The organism is Ruegeria sp. CDSB029 (assembly GCF_059611125.1).
The window spans coordinates 53,831-66,815 of record NZ_JBXWOX010000021.1 but is presented as its reverse complement, the minus strand read 5'-3'; the positions used below and the strand labels follow the sequence as shown (position 1 = coordinate 66,815).

At 52.1% G+C, this 12,985-nt stretch carries 18 protein-coding genes and 1 tRNA gene; 7 read left to right on the top strand and 12 right to left on the bottom strand.

The window, feature by feature from the left end:
- Positions 1-34: 34 nt before the first annotated feature.
- A complete protein-coding gene (locus tag AC2FI8_RS20105; protein WP_496780728.1) occupies positions 35-1,045 on the bottom strand; it encodes an AraC family transcriptional regulator in 1,011 nt (336 codons plus the stop codon).
- A 194-nt stretch (positions 1,046-1,239) separates the two neighbouring features.
- Between AC2FI8_RS20105 and AC2FI8_RS20100 the strand changes: the two genes are divergently transcribed.
- A complete protein-coding gene (locus tag AC2FI8_RS20100) occupies positions 1,240-2,112 on the top strand; it encodes a bile acid:sodium symporter family protein (RefSeq protein WP_496780727.1) in 873 nt (290 codons plus the stop codon).
- A gap of 520 nt (positions 2,113-2,632) precedes the next feature.
- Here the strand turns inward: AC2FI8_RS20100 and AC2FI8_RS20095 are convergent.
- The gene (locus AC2FI8_RS20095; RefSeq protein WP_496780726.1) at positions 2,633-3,214 is read right to left on the bottom strand and encodes a TetR/AcrR family transcriptional regulator; all 582 of its coding nucleotides are present in this window, start codon (positions 3,212-3,214) and stop codon (positions 2,633-2,635) included.
- A gap of 124 nt (positions 3,215-3,338) precedes the next feature.
- On the opposite strand from AC2FI8_RS20095, the gene AC2FI8_RS20090 reads away from it, so the two are divergent.
- From AC2FI8_RS20090 to AC2FI8_RS20080, 3 genes are all read left to right on the top strand, one after another.
- The gene (locus tag AC2FI8_RS20090) at positions 3,339-3,929 is read left to right on the top strand and encodes a YceI family protein (protein WP_496726648.1); all 591 of its coding nucleotides are present in this window, start codon (positions 3,339-3,341) and stop codon (positions 3,927-3,929) included.
- 65 nt (positions 3,930-3,994) lie between these two features.
- Positions 3,995-4,534 (top strand): luciferase domain-containing protein, encoded by a 540-nt coding sequence (locus tag AC2FI8_RS20085; protein WP_029622210.1) that lies wholly within the window; start codon positions 3,995-3,997, stop codon positions 4,532-4,534.
- A 478-nt stretch (positions 4,535-5,012) separates the two neighbouring features.
- A complete protein-coding gene (locus tag AC2FI8_RS20080) occupies positions 5,013-6,377 on the top strand; it encodes an alpha/beta fold hydrolase (RefSeq protein WP_170806685.1) in 1,365 nt (454 codons plus the stop codon).
- A 361-nt stretch (positions 6,378-6,738) separates the two neighbouring features.
- On the opposite strand, the gene AC2FI8_RS20075 is transcribed toward AC2FI8_RS20080, so the two are convergent.
- From AC2FI8_RS20075 to AC2FI8_RS20030, 10 genes are all read right to left on the bottom strand, one after another.
- Positions 6,739-6,990: a hypothetical protein gene (locus tag AC2FI8_RS20075; RefSeq protein ID WP_496769846.1), complete on the bottom strand. Its 252-nt coding sequence runs from the start codon at positions 6,988-6,990 to the stop codon at positions 6,739-6,741.
- Positions 6,991-7,032: 42 nt separating this feature from the next.
- Positions 7,033-7,335: a hypothetical protein gene (locus tag AC2FI8_RS20070; protein WP_496769848.1), complete on the bottom strand. Its 303-nt coding sequence runs from the start codon at positions 7,333-7,335 to the stop codon at positions 7,033-7,035.
- A 4-nt stretch (positions 7,336-7,339) separates the two neighbouring features.
- Positions 7,340-7,528: a hypothetical protein gene (locus AC2FI8_RS20065; protein ID WP_496780725.1), complete on the bottom strand. Its 189-nt coding sequence runs from the start codon at positions 7,526-7,528 to the stop codon at positions 7,340-7,342.
- A gap of 2 nt (positions 7,529-7,530) precedes the next feature.
- Positions 7,531-7,842: a hypothetical protein gene (locus AC2FI8_RS20060; protein WP_496769850.1), complete on the bottom strand. Its 312-nt coding sequence runs from the start codon at positions 7,840-7,842 to the stop codon at positions 7,531-7,533.
- Positions 7,839-7,994, bottom strand: a complete 156-nt coding sequence (locus AC2FI8_RS20055) for a hypothetical protein (RefSeq protein ID WP_496780724.1) — start codon at positions 7,992-7,994, stop codon at positions 7,839-7,841. Before AC2FI8_RS20055 ends, AC2FI8_RS20060 begins: the two co-directional genes overlap by 4 nt.
- Complete coding sequence (locus AC2FI8_RS20050) at positions 7,987-8,151, bottom strand: hypothetical protein (RefSeq protein WP_170334772.1); 165 nt, start codon at positions 8,149-8,151, stop codon at positions 7,987-7,989. The genes AC2FI8_RS20055 and AC2FI8_RS20050 overlap by 8 nt, the downstream gene beginning before the upstream one ends.
- The gene (locus tag AC2FI8_RS20045; protein WP_496780723.1) at positions 8,144-9,205 is read right to left on the bottom strand and encodes a hypothetical protein; all 1,062 of its coding nucleotides are present in this window, start codon (positions 9,203-9,205) and stop codon (positions 8,144-8,146) included. Before AC2FI8_RS20045 ends, AC2FI8_RS20050 begins: the two co-directional genes overlap by 8 nt.
- Positions 9,206-9,406 carry a hypothetical protein gene (locus AC2FI8_RS20040; RefSeq protein WP_496780722.1) on the bottom strand — a complete coding sequence of 67 codons (201 nt, stop codon included), beginning with the start codon at positions 9,404-9,406 and terminating at the stop codon, positions 9,206-9,208.
- Positions 9,385-9,891: a hypothetical protein gene (locus tag AC2FI8_RS20035; RefSeq protein ID WP_496769859.1), complete on the bottom strand. Its 507-nt coding sequence runs from the start codon at positions 9,889-9,891 to the stop codon at positions 9,385-9,387. The genes AC2FI8_RS20040 and AC2FI8_RS20035 overlap by 22 nt, the downstream gene beginning before the upstream one ends.
- A 19-nt stretch (positions 9,892-9,910) precedes the next feature.
- Positions 9,911-10,004, bottom strand: a tRNA-OTHER gene (locus tag AC2FI8_RS20030).
- 464 nt (positions 10,005-10,468) lie between these two features.
- Between AC2FI8_RS20030 and AC2FI8_RS20025 the strand changes: the two genes are divergently transcribed.
- From AC2FI8_RS20025 to AC2FI8_RS20015, 3 genes are all read left to right on the top strand, one after another.
- Positions 10,469-11,443 carry an adenylate/guanylate cyclase domain-containing protein gene (locus AC2FI8_RS20025; protein ID WP_496769860.1) on the top strand — a complete coding sequence of 325 codons (975 nt, stop codon included), beginning with the start codon at positions 10,469-10,471 and terminating at the stop codon, positions 11,441-11,443.
- 264 nt (positions 11,444-11,707) lie between these two features.
- On the top strand, positions 11,708-12,025 hold the full coding sequence (locus AC2FI8_RS20020; protein ID WP_496769862.1) for a hypothetical protein: 318 nt from the start codon (positions 11,708-11,710) through the stop codon (positions 12,023-12,025).
- Positions 12,026-12,301: 276 nt separating this feature from the next.
- The gene (locus AC2FI8_RS20015) at positions 12,302-12,943 is read left to right on the top strand and encodes an adenylate/guanylate cyclase domain-containing protein (RefSeq protein ID WP_496780721.1); all 642 of its coding nucleotides are present in this window, start codon (positions 12,302-12,304) and stop codon (positions 12,941-12,943) included.
- Positions 12,944-12,985: the final 42 nt, after the last annotated feature.

The following is a 12,985-nucleotide window of genomic DNA, read 5'->3' as shown; positions in this document are numbered from 1 at the left end:
GGCCGAACCTGCCATGTGGTCTTGAGGTATGTGCCTAGTCGGAGGTCGCTTGCTGCCTGAATCGTGCCGGAGCCTGGCCAACCCAGCGCTTGAAGGCGCGGCTGAACGTGCTCTGTTCCGAAAACCCGGTCATAAAGGCGATCTCGGCTATGGAAGCTTTACCGTCACGGAGCAGGTCACGGGCAAGTGCAACTTGCGCCTGACCAAGAACGTCGCGATAGGTCAGCCCTTCTTCGGCCAACCTGCGGTAAAGCGTGCGCTCGCTCATTCCCATCTCTTGTGCGACATGCGCTGCTTGCGGCGCGCCGTTACTCAAGGCCGGTGTAAGCCGGTGGACAATTGTTTGGCTCAGTGAGGTGTCGTCATCGCGAGAGTTGAACTCCTCATCCAGGTGCTTCGTCATGAAATCTGACAAGCCCGGATCGCCAAGACGATTTTCGCTTTCCAGCATAGCAGGGCGCATAGCAATGGCGTTGTGGGCGCTCCCAAATCGAACCGGGCACCCGAAATATTCGGCGTAACGCTCTGGTTCTTGTCTGCATGGATGCTGAAACGTGACATATGCAAGCGACAACCCATCACCCACAAACCGATGCATGTTCCTCGCAAAGGCCGCAAGCGCGCATTCGTTGCGCAGCTCCAAGGCAGCGCGATGTGATGTTTGTCCCTCAAAAATCCAAAGGACCGGATCGCCGGTTTCATCAAGTCTGTAAACTGCGGTGTCCGTTACGAGACGAAAATAACGCTCGATCCGTTGCAAAGATTGCCGCAAGGTCGGAGCTGTCTTTACGGCTAGGCCAAGGACGCCGAGATCATCGGTTGCAATCGCGTTCGCATAGGCCTCAACCAACGCGGCCTCGTCCGCTTGTTGCGCACGAATCCAATCGATCAGATCGAAATACGCATCATCCGCCAATTGGCCGTCTTGAGCTTCTGGTAGACGCAGCACGACAGCGCCATTCGAAATCAGGGCGCCATCGTCGTTTAGCGTCATCCCGGCGGCGTTGGCCATCGCGCGGGCGAATGCGTAAGTTACACTTGCCATACAGTGAGATTAGCACTGGAAAGCTCTTTCACGCCAGATCGTCCAACCCTGTGATAGGTATAATAAATAGAGACAGCCTCGATCTTCGGGCGCTTGAGGATAAATGCGCCAAACTGATAACACTCGTCATCAGGTTTTCTGAACGGTATCGTCCGAAAGCGTGCGGAAGCATGCAGCCATAGAGGTCATGGTAGATGGGCGAAATTTTCATATCTGTGCTGCTGCCGCTCGCAGTTGTTGTCATCATGTTCTGCCTTGGCCTCGGACTCACAGCGGCTGACTTTCAACGTATCGGACGACGTCCACGGGCCTTTTGCGTCGGCGCTCTCAACCAGATCATTTTGCTGCCTTGCATCGCTTTGATGGTGACTTTTATCTTTGGGATTTCCGCTGAGGCAGCCGTTGGCATCATGATTTTAGCGGCCTGTCCGGGCGGGGCGATCAGTAACATCGTGACCAAGCTTTCGAATTGGGATGTCGCTTTGTCCGTTACTCTTACAGCAGTCTTCAGTCTGACTTGTGTCGTTACCGTACCGCTCATCCTGGGGTTTTCGATGCAGATGTTCATGGGGGCAACTGCGCCCGCTATCGACATTTCTTCGACGGCTTTAGCAATGTTTTTTTTAACAGCTTCACCGATCCTAGCCGGGGTGATCGCGCGATCCTTGGCGCCGCGAATTGTAGCTGCGGTCGAACCAATCTTTAGCAAGGTCTCTATGCTACTTTTTGCGATGGTCATCGGAGGCGCTATCATTTCAAACTGGGTGGTGGTCGCGGATAACTACCTTAGGCTTGGACCCGCACTTTTTGTTGTAGGTGCGTCACTCACGTTTATTGGCATCATGACTTCAGGGATGCTCGGATGCACAGACATCGAGGCGAAGACGATTTCAATTGAGACCGGCGTTCAAAACGGAGCTTTGGGAATCGCAATTGCCACTTTGCTGTTGCCTAACACCAATGGGTTAAGCGAATATGCCATACCATCCGCAATTTATAGCGTGGTCTGGATCGTAACAATGTTGCCTGTCTTCGCCCTGCTTGCGCGAAGAAGCCCAATTTCATGATCCTGACGCCTATTCGCTAGCTTTGGTTATGCGCTGAGCCAAGCCCCTTTGTTTCCATGCCAGAGCGCCGTCTGGTCAAAGAGCGATCAAGGAGCTCCAAAGCCCGTTGTGGAACGGCCGCTTTGGCGATTTTCCCTGTTGAAGGGAAGAGCTGTTGCTGCCAGTGCGGTGGATCCTGCGTCAGCGAAGGTGTAGACGCCAAGGTCAGTTTTGTCCGCAAGTCGGAATTGCAAAGTCTTGGATTAAGTGTCCGGATTGGGCTGGACCTGCCAAACATGCAAGCCGCGGAGAATGGCCGCATCGAGCCCACTTTGGCCGATGCCGCGCGTTGCCCGAATTACAGAAATGCGCAGAACGCGGACTTTGCAAAATTCGAAGAACGATCATTGCGAGTCTTTGCCGAGACCTTTTGGAGCAACCGCTATTGGGAACTAGCTGGATATGCTTTTGATCTAATCTGCTGCTCTGCCGAAATCTCGCGCCTGTTGCAGGTCGCTTTGATTGCAAAGTCAGGCGATGGTCACTGTCCCGAATTGGTTTTCGCGATACTGCAAAGCAGATCAACATGTCGATCCAACCAATCCTCGTCCAGTGCTTCGTGACGTATGAGCTTGCGGAAATAAGGTGCCGCGACTGCTAGTTCTATAAGCTGTTCAACCGGAACATTCGTGGCGATCTCACCGCGGTCTATTGCGGCTGCAAATACTGCTTCAACACTTGCGAACCTGTCTTTCATGAATTCAGTGATCACCAACCGCGCTTCTTCGTCGGTGGACGCAGCAGCGACCACCTGAGGCGCGATTTGGCCCCATGGTGTGTCATTAAAGGCTCCCATCAGTACGCCGAGTAACCAGCGCAGGTCAGATCGCAGCGGGCCATCGGTTTTGGGTGGTATGTTCGGCGGTGTTGCGATGCGCCTGAACGCTGCATCACGCAGACTGCGCGCATCTGGCCAGTGCCTGTAAAGTGTACTGCGCGAAATGCCAGTTGCCTTCGAAACTGCGCCATGAGTTACGTGCAACACGCCCTCATCCCTCAGTATCCTTTGCGCCGCATCAATCGCAGTCTGTCGTGTGGCGATCAGCCTAGGATCTTCTTTCAATCGCCCCTCCTGTAGAACACTTTGTTGCGCTATAGAACATTTTGTTCTATAAGTGTGATCAGCTAAAAACTAAAGCTCAATACTCAATTCCGCAAACAAGTCTTGTCAAAATGGGAGCGTATCAATGTTCAAAGTGGCAGCAACCCCGCTGGCGGTACTCTTATCGATGGGTGCGACAACCGCATTGTCCGAGAGTGGCACCTACGAGCTGGATCCTGGACACAGCCAGGTATTGTTCAGCTACGACCACATCGGGTTCTCAGAAACATTTGGAATGTTCTCAGGTTTTAGCGGCGAGATAGAGTTCAACGAAGATGATCCGTCTGCTTCGTCTGTCACAGTGTCTATGCCTGTAAAATCCATGATCACGGGCTGGGATGCCCGTTTGCAACACTTCATGTCCGATGACTTTTTCAGCGCGAGCGACGGTGACGTGGTCACATTTGCCTCAACCAGCATTGAAGTAACCGGGGACAATTCCGCGGATATTTCTGGCGACTTGACCATGAACGGCGTCACCAAGCCTGTTGTTCTGGAAACAACGCTTAACAAGTCAGCGCCATACCCGTTTGGCCCAAAAGAGGGCACGCCGACCTTGGGGCTGGCTGCCACGGCGACTATCGTGCGGTCTGAATTCGGACTTGGGGCCTTTGCACCTGCGGTGAGCGACGAGATAGAGCTCTTGATCAATATCGAAGCGTTAAAAGCTGAATGATGCGTGCAGGGGCACCGATACGGCGCTGAGCACTCAATCTTTGATTTTGGCGGATGGTCAACACGATGAATGTACACCTGAGAACATTGGCGGTTGCTGTGACGGTAGTGACATTGATGTGCTCGATGGCGTCCGCGCAAGAGCGCTCCTTGCCGGAGCGCATCTCGCCCCGTCCTGAAACGACAAGCGGCGTGCCGCACACTCAGATTGGTGTCGAAATTAATGCCGATTTGGCCCAGCTATTGCTGGAGCGAGTTGCGCAATTCCCGGGGGTCATACTTGGCCCCACACGCATATCATTACCTGGCGCGATTGGCTTTCAGCTTGATCCCGATATGTTGTTGTCCCAACCGAACTCTATCGTCGGTGGGTTTGAGTTTGCGCACATGCATCCTGATGGCAGCTTGCACGCCTCGCTCGACCCAGAAATGGCGCGAAGGGCAATTGAGGCTGGCTGGGCCGTAGCTCACCCTTGGGCCAAGCAACGTCCTGGGTGGAGCGGCTTTGTCATGATCTATACTCCAACCACACCCGAAGAGCTGGATGTCGTCATCGAACTGGTTGAAAGCTCGTACACCTTCATCACCGGAAACACCTTGGGCTAAGCTCGAATTGCGCGAAAGTGTGCGGGGACGCCTGTTTTCTGTCAGAGAGCAGTTTCAGCCACCTTGTTTCTCGCAGTCATTTTTTTCTTAAATTGTCGCCGTGGCGAATGCTCGATACCTTCAAGCCATTCACACTAATGGTAGCTGCCGTCCGCTTGTTAGATTTTGCAAAGCTCGGAGTGGAAGTTCCGCTTCGGGCTGCCATCGGTCACAGATGAGAAGAACTACGGACTGATACCATTAGATTGGATATTTCGAAGTGAACCTTCGTTAGCGACGTGAAATGCGTTAATCATTCACCTTAATTCTAGGTTTCGCCAGCCAATAAGACGTTTTGCTCGGCTGTGTGTTTCAGCGCAAGTTTGGGAACTTGCAGGCTTAGCAAAATGCCCAGGCACAAGTTTTGGTCACAAAAATCTATTCGTCTGTTAATTTTGGTTCAGAGGAATTGGTTTGGCTAAAAGGACCACATCGACTGATGAAGCGGAAAATTGCTGCGATCCTAAGCCTCGATGTCGTCGATTATACCAAGCGCATGTCAGAGGATGCTGAGACCACGCTGAACACTCTACAACGCATTTTGGACGATGTGATCAGACCGTTGGTCCATGAAAACAAAGGACGAATATTCAAGCTGATGGGAGATGGTGCTTTGGTTGAGTTTGTTGCAGCCACAGACGCAATTAATGCTGCCAGCCAGATTTTCAATCAGATGAGAGATGAAGACGTAACACTTCGAGGAGGTCTCCACGTTGGCGACGTAATGCCAAATGGCACAGACTTGTTCGGAGAGGCCGTGAATGTTGCGTCGCGCCTTCAGTCCAGCGCGCATATTGGAAGTTGTCTCGTCAGCAAGACAGCTGCTGAAGTTGCGGGAACTTCGCTGGCGGTTGCTTTGCGACCAGAAAGCTCGATACGGTTGAAGGGAATTCCAAATCCAGTTGAAGCCTACTCTATTGATTTAGATGGTGACAAAAGACGCGCAAAGAACAAGCTGCTGGCTAGCTCTCAAGACGTCCGCTTTGCAAAATCAAAAGACGGTACAACGCTTGCCTGGACATCCACTGGAAGTGGTAGAAAGTTACTGGTCACACCAAACTGGCTTAGGCATCTGGAATACGATTGGACGATGAACACCATCGCCGGGTGGTTGCCGCTGCTTTCTGAAAATCACTGCCTTTATCGGTTTGATGGTAGAAACAATGGCTTGTCCCAGAGGGGCGTGCAGGATGTGTCTTTGAATCGGATCGTCGAAGATGTTGAGGCCGTACTGGACGCAGCCGGGATCGAAAAAGTTCCATTGTTTGGCATTTCTTTTGGGGCAACCATTGCCGCGGCTTTTGCCGCAAATAATCCTGACCGTGTTTCGGGGTTGGTTCTTCTCGGTGGATTTGCACAAGGACTCGCGGTGCGTTCACAGCCCGGAATTGCCGCGCTTGGGCAAGCAATGATGGATATGAGTCTTGAAGGCTGGAACGATGAATACCCTTCTGCAAGAGACTTGATGGCGCAATCATTTGCTCCAACCGCAAGTCCGCATGACCAGCGCACTTATGCAGAATTTATGAAAGTGGCAATGGACCATCAGGATTGGCTCAAGATTGGACCACTGGTCGCAGGGGTCGACGTAACCGATCTACTTCTGCGGATCACCTGTCCGGCTCTGGTTATGCACGCTAATCGAGACAGGATGCACAGTGTTGAACAAGGTAGGATTTTCGCCTCCGGTATCCAGAAGGCGCGCTTTATTGGCCTTGAGACAGCAAACAATACGATGCCAGAGTATGATCCTGCCTGGCCTAAAGCCCTAGTGGAAATAGAGCGTTTTTTGAATTCAATTTGAGCAGTGTACGTTGTTCTTCGCCAAAACTTTATTGTTCGAAGGTAAGAGGATGCCGTGCGCCCTTCGATTTTCGATACTGGAATTTAAAAACTCTAGGCTTCTCGTCATCGACCGCTTTGTCCTGATCTCGGAAATTGCAAAGTCTTGTTGCGAATGTCCGGTTTGGGCTGGTTGCGGTCAACCATGCTCATCGTAGAGACTGGTGGTTCATGGTTCCGCAGAGCAGTGTTGGGGAAATGCTTATCCGGGGCGCTTTGGTTCCTAGCAGGAGAGGCGCTTAGAAGAAGCGCGCACTACTACAACGACAGTCGCCATAGACTTCAGATGTCAAAAATTGGGTAATGACGGCAGGTAAGCTGTACTAGCGGTCTGGGTCTGTATCGAGTTTGCCCCAGAAATCGTCAACCAGATCTGAGAAGCCATCATTCGAGGCCGCCTTGGGCAGTAGATCAGCTCCTCGCCGGCGTTCGACCTCGGCCATTAGTTCTTCTTCTGTTACTGTCTCAACCACATCACATCGAAGAGCTTCAATCTCGTCCGCTGTCCACGACTCAAATTTGTCAGTGTAGAAGCCTAGGGAATACGGCTCGTCATCAGAAATCTGCTTGATCACAGCATTCCAATCTTCGCTCTGGTTCGATTCCTTTTCGACCCTCTATTCAGGTTCGCGAATGGACTCACGGATCAACGGCGGCAGCTTTGCCTGAGCGCTTTCCATATCCACTCCGGTTGTTAGCAGCCACATGTCCACGATCTTGCGAACAAGCGACCAAACAGTTTGATTTCGTGGGTGGTCTTCAATTCTGCCGCCAAGGCCTTTTTCCTGAATGCCCAGCTGTTCAGCGGCCCGTTCGTTCATTCGAATATTGTAATCAGACACTTCCGCGAGTTCTGAATCGTTCTCAGCCACAGCTCGGGCGACCTCTTGATCACCAACATAGACAACCACCTTCAACATCCCGCTACCCCTTCCTTCGCCGGTTGATCACTCGGTCCAGGTGGCCGTAGTCCAGATCTCGCATGATCCTTTGCACTTGCTCTGGATCGACTTCGCGATCTTTTCCAGCGGTGTGGACGATGTGTCTGACGTAGATCGCCAACGCGACAATGATCACGGCGGATAAGATCAAGCTGAAATGCTCGGGCCCCATCACTAAGTCTTCTTCCTTGGGTCTTCGTTCCCGAGGTCGTCGAACACGTTGCCGCTACCATCAGTGATCTCAACATCATCGTCGTCAGTCACTAGATCCCAGGTGTTCTCTTTGACCCATTCATCCCGCCATTTGGGCGCGTCGGCCGGACGCTGTGCAAAATCGGCGATTTGCTCGAAAATCATTTTGCGCAATGCAAGCCAGACCTCCGGACCCTCTTTGCGACGAGCTTGCAACTCTGCGATCAAGTCACTTAGAGGAACATCCTTTAACGGGCGCCCGAAGGTCTCTTCTTCTGAAAAATCATCTGTCATCGCTCAACATCCTCGACACTGATCGTCAAGACTAAGATCTTGTTTGGTTTTACAGTGATCTGTTTTCCTTCAATCTCTCGAAGTTGGCCGTTCACCAAAATCTCGCAGATTACGAAAATTGGGATTTCCTCTTCTGCAGTCTCGTCACTCATCTGGCTTACCCTTCGGATCAGGCACCTTTCGCGACCGGATCTCATCCGAGGTAATCGGCTTGGTTAGTTTTGCTCGACCGGCCGCAATTTCAGCCTCCCGAAGCCTAAGCAAACGCAAGGTTTGTTCATCCAGCTCAACGTCGTCATCATCACCCATCAGACTTCTCCCGAGTAAAGTAACAGTGAGAACAGAGCACTTGAGACCTGTCGGCTGTCCGAACGATGTCACCAACGAGGCCCCACTCTTCACACGTCACACCGCATCGAAATTCCATCCAGTCAGCGTACTCCTGGATGAGATCGTGGTATCGACTGAAACCGATGAAAATCTGGCCATCCTGGCCTTTCTTAATATCCGAGATCTGAATAGTTCCAGGGTCCAGTGCCCTGAAATCCTGACTGAAGGAAAGCTTGTGGAGTGCTTGCGAAATCATGGCGAGCCAGCCCTTTCCGACAGCAGGAACAAGAGATGCGCAGTCCGGAGAAACGAGGTCTGGATAGTTTTCCACAATGTCTAGCCTAAGGCTGTCGGGCCAGGATTCTTCAGCGCCCTCAAATCGCCGCCGCAGAGCATCATTGTAGCACCAGCTGCAAAGCGTCGTCACAAACCCAAGGAAGTTCTGGCGTTGGGCAGAATTAGAACAACCTTCACAGGTTTGCTCAATCTGATCGACACGCCATTGAATCTCTTCACTCGCAGCCTGGTTGCAGTCCGGGCCCTCATAGACGCGCAAGCCTCCCCATTTCTGTTTGATCTGAACGATGGACGGGTGTTCATCACCAAACAGGTCGGGCTGCTCGTCGATCAACCTCTTCACTTTCTCAAGTGCAAGCGTAAGCTGCTCCGCCCACCCGGCACGATACTCACCAAGCTGCTTGAAGACGCTTCCATGAATATCGTTCCAGTCGACAACACTGCTCATCACTGACCTCCCGGCCCGCGCCTCTTTGAGATCATGTGAAACCTCCGCCATAGCAGTCATCATACGGTCGACCACTTCGCGGTCATCACACTCGGCATGCAGAACCTCGGTCGACCATGTGACGTCAGAGACGTGCGGAGCTGGGTAGTTGTGCGCCATCACCAAACGCATCTCTTCGGCGTACCAGGCGTCAAATGAGCGGAGATCATCTGGCGCTCCATGGTTCTCGATCACACCTCGGACCTTTTCCCGAAATTCCTTCCAGCTCTTTTCGACATCATCCATCATTCACATTCTCCAGAACTTGGTCTTGTTGAGATGGAAGACCCCTCCCGGGATATGGCAAAGGGCAATCGGCGGGACATGACCGGTGGCCAGTGAGCCCGTATTCATGAGCTTCCGGGCGTAGTCCTCATCATCGTAGTCTTCCATAATCTTATTGAAGTTCACTTGTTGTTCGGCGGTCATCACCAGTTCTGCTTCACGCACGCGGGGCACCGATTACGGTCATCCGTTCGGTCGATCTGACCGAAATATCCACAAATTGAGCAGGTCAACCTGTCCCGAACGGGCTTCTTTCGAACGCCAAAGAACCTCTTCCTTTCGGGGTGGCGCTTGCTCGCGACATCATGCGCGCACCAGCAGCAAAGTGTCGTGTACCAGCCGTCCAGAAGTTGGGTCTCAGCAGCGTTTGAGCATCGTTCACAGGTACGAATTGCTCGTGCAATTGTGGCGGTGATCATCGACTGAATTTGTCGATCATCACACCGGTGGTAGATGCGGAGCTCGCCGAGGTTCTCTTTGATCTGGAGGATGAAGGGGTAGGTGGCATCCTTCTGATCACAGTATTCTTTAACCTCTGTGAACAGCGCCGTGACCAAGCCTGACCAGCCTTCGGGTGTGCGACCGAGGCTCTCCTCGACCGATTGCTTGATATCGTTGAAGTCAATTGTGTTAGTAACATCGTCCGCCATGTCGGACTCCTCCAGGGGATGGTAGGAGGCGTCGGAATCGAACCGACTCGTGCACTCTAATCTGGAGCAATTACAAGGATATAAGCCTCGCCCGCATACCAATGCTGCCTCCCACGGATTTTGCGTGGGTTATCGACCTCAGGCCGATATTCGATGGCAGTGGATGCGTGTGAACGTCATGACCGCAAGCTGAACCAGTTCGCATAACCATGTCAAGACAGAGCGTGCTGCACTTAGAAATTCACCGCGTAGTTCTGGGAACCTTCTAGCTTAGCGTGTGCCAAAAAGACTGAAGCATCCTTTTTTGCGGGTCAGTGCAGCGCCGAGTAGCTCTCCGACAGCGAAACGATTCGATACCCTGTGATCCGGACTCGAACTCAGATACTCCGTCGATAGTTCGCTCTGAACCGACGTGCGTCTTTTGATCTGCGTCTTATGCGCTCCGTTTTGGAGAAATACAAAAGTCTTGATCTGACCAAACCTCAGCGGCAGCATTGACCTGCATCTTTCGAAAATGGAGATCCCGGTTGCAAGACCTTGTAAGTCTCATTCCATTTAGCGTCTCGAGTCATTTGTGATGATACGTTCCTCACCTGAACTGCTGGCAGTTTCGAGGCGTTGGTATGAAATACTCAGAACCAAAAAGAATACTGACGAGTTGCAGGATTTTCTGTCGAAGGCAGATGAACTACGGTTTGTTGGGACAGGCGAAGGAGAGTTTTGGAGCGGGCAAGCAGTTCGCGATGGGGTTAGCGGCTTTTTCGCGGAGATCCCCGCTCCCGTCGTTTTCGAAGAAGTTGAAGCTGAGGCCTTCGAAAACGGAGAGACGGGATGGTCATCCTTCGTCCACAAGATTCAGTTTGTCGGCTTTGATGAAGCCGTCTTTTACCGCACCGTTCTGATTTTTGTCCTGGAGGGAGCAGCCTGGAAGATCATCAATCGCCACGCTTCAGTGCCAACTCCAAATATTGAACTCGTGGGTAAAGAGCAGCTGGCCATCCAAAAACTTGTTGATGCTGCGCGCGAAGATGGACCCGAGCTGATCCAAACCGAAGGTTTGGCTTCAGTACTTTTCACTGATGTAGAAGGCAGTACAACGTTGGCGGAGGCGTTGGGCGATCAGCGTTGGTCGGTGCTGATCGAAAATCACTTCCAAGTCTTGGCGGCGATCATTGAAAAGTATCATGGCCAGTTCGTGAAATCCCTTGGAGACGGAACGTTGTCCGTCTTTCCGTCCGCGAAGGAAGCGCTAACGGCCGCTGTCAAGATTCAGAAGGCCATTGCACCGGCTTCCGAGGAGCCGTCTTTCGGTGTGCGGATTGGAATTCACACTGGCGATGTCGTGCAATCTCGTGGAGATTTTTTTGGCACTGTGGTCAACAAAGCTTCACGCATAACCACGGTTGGTGCGGCAGGCGAGATACTCGTTTCAGATGCGACTCGCGCCATGGTCGGAGGACGAACCGATTTCTCATTTTCTGAAATAGAACCCAGACTCCTGAAAGGTCTACGCGGTCACCACGTCTTGTATCGGTTGGAGTGGCAAGATTGAGTATTTCGGTTGCCTCAATGCCGACAGATCACACAGATACCCCGCAAAGCTCAGTCGCAAAAGTCTTGCGGTACGCGCCACAGCTCACATCGCCAGCAATTCCTGATGAATTGCGGCCATTGCCCCGGTGTCGCGTGTGCAATACGCCACAAGATCAGCATATACCTTAGGGCTGCAAGCGCAGTGGGAGAATTGAATTTGATGTGTACTTGAACTGAATTAGACTAGTAACAAACTGTTCAGACATCTCATCGTGAGGTCATCATGGCAGCTCCATTAATCCAAGACTGGGAACTCACAGCCGCCATAAAGGACTTAGCCGATTGGCTGGTTCAACAGGGCTTGGAGAATGCGCCGGTTGAAACCTGGTTGGAAGCATTCTGCAAACGTCTTGTTTCGGCAGGGATTCCGCTTCTGAGAGCAAACATTACTGTGCGCGCTCATCATCCCGAGATTGGGACAGTCGCTTTCCGCTGGCACAGGGATGGCGGTCATGAGCGAGAGAACTTTGTCCGAAGAACGGATGCGCCTGAGGAATACGTTCTAAGCCCGATTTACTATCTTTTGGCAAACAACGTTTAAGAGATCAGACAAGATCTGACAGTCGAAGAACCCGCGCTCAACTTTCCGATCTTCGACGAACTTCGCGAGCGCGGTGCAACTGACTACTTCGCTGTTAAACGGTTTTTCCTTATTCAGGACAATACTACGCCAGTCGATCCAATGCAGGCCTATGAAGGTGCTATAATCTCGTTGACAACCGACGCGAGCGGGGGATTCACAAGCGAGCAACTTGATGGTTTGCGTCAACTGATATCTCCACTTTGCCTGACGCTGAAATGTGGGGCGAACCGACTGATGGCTGAAGACATTACAGCCGCATATCTGGGCAAGGACGCCAGCAGGCGCGTTCTTTCCGGGGACATCACCCGAGGTTCATCGGAAACTATTTCAGCGGTGATTTGGTATTTTGACTTGCAAGGATTTACCAAATTGTCAGAGGCGCTTCCGGGGGACTCAATCATAGAATTGCTAAACGACTACTTCGCGGAAGGTGTTGACGTAGTCGAACGCAATGGCGGTAACGTTTTGAAATTCATGGGAGATGGAATGCTTGCCATCTTCGATATCAATCAAGTTCCGGACGCTCGCCGCGTCGTAATTCACGCGGCAGCGGAGTTGCGAGATACCTTTGAGGAACTCAACCAACGACGGCAAGCGGATGGTTTGCCAATGACCGGCTTCACTCTTTCGTTGCACGCAGGCGATGTTCTTTACGGCAACATCGGCGGTAGATCTCGCTTAGATTTCACAGTGGTCGGCCCAGCGGTAAACACAACTTCGCGCATTTTAGGCATGTGCAGCGCGCTTGATCAGAACATTGTGGTTTCCGATAAGGTGGCAGGCGACTTGGTGGGCTCCATTCCAAGTCTTGTTTCCCTGGGGCAATACAGATTGCGCGGTGTTGCTGAAAGACAGGAGCTGTTCACGATAGACTAGATAAAGCTCAATCCAAAAGTTCTGGCCCATTAGGCCAGGCGC

Coding starts and splice junctions, on each gene's coding strand:
- AC2FI8_RS20105 (WP_496780728.1), bottom strand. CDS start 1,045: ATGGCAAGTGTAACTTACGCATTCGCCCGCGCGATGGCCAACGCCGCC.
- AC2FI8_RS20100 (WP_496780727.1), top strand. CDS start 1,240: ATGGGCGAAATTTTCATATCTGTGCTGCTGCCGCTCGCAGTTGTTGTC.
- AC2FI8_RS20090 (WP_496726648.1), top strand. CDS start 3,339: ATGTTCAAAGTGGCAGCAACCCCGCTGGCGGTACTCTTATCGATGGGT.
- AC2FI8_RS20085 (WP_029622210.1), top strand. CDS start 3,995: ATGAATGTACACCTGAGAACATTGGCGGTTGCTGTGACGGTAGTGACA.
- AC2FI8_RS20080 (WP_170806685.1), top strand. CDS start 5,013: ATGAAGCGGAAAATTGCTGCGATCCTAAGCCTCGATGTCGTCGATTAT.
- AC2FI8_RS20070 (WP_496769848.1), bottom strand. CDS start 7,335: ATGTTGAAGGTGGTTGTCTATGTTGGTGATCAAGAGGTCGCCCGAGCT.
- AC2FI8_RS20065 (WP_496780725.1), bottom strand. CDS start 7,528: ATGGGGCCCGAGCATTTCAGCTTGATCTTATCCGCCGTGATCATTGTC.
- AC2FI8_RS20060 (WP_496769850.1), bottom strand. CDS start 7,842: ATGACAGATGATTTTTCAGAAGAAGAGACCTTCGGGCGCCCGTTAAAG.
- AC2FI8_RS20055 (WP_496780724.1), bottom strand. CDS start 7,994: ATGAGTGACGAGACTGCAGAAGAGGAAATCCCAATTTTCGTAATCTGC.
- AC2FI8_RS20050 (WP_170334772.1), bottom strand. CDS start 8,151: ATGGGTGATGATGACGACGTTGAGCTGGATGAACAAACCTTGCGTTTG.
- AC2FI8_RS20045 (WP_496780723.1), bottom strand. CDS start 9,205: ATGATGGATGATGTCGAAAAGAGCTGGAAGGAATTTCGGGAAAAGGTC.
- AC2FI8_RS20035 (WP_496769859.1), bottom strand. CDS start 9,891: ATGGCGGACGATGTTACTAACACAATTGACTTCAACGATATCAAGCAA.
- AC2FI8_RS20025 (WP_496769860.1), top strand. CDS start 10,469: ATGATACGTTCCTCACCTGAACTGCTGGCAGTTTCGAGGCGTTGGTAT.
- AC2FI8_RS20020 (WP_496769862.1), top strand. CDS start 11,708: ATGGCAGCTCCATTAATCCAAGACTGGGAACTCACAGCCGCCATAAAG.
- AC2FI8_RS20015 (WP_496780721.1), top strand. CDS start 12,302: ATGGCTGAAGACATTACAGCCGCATATCTGGGCAAGGACGCCAGCAGG.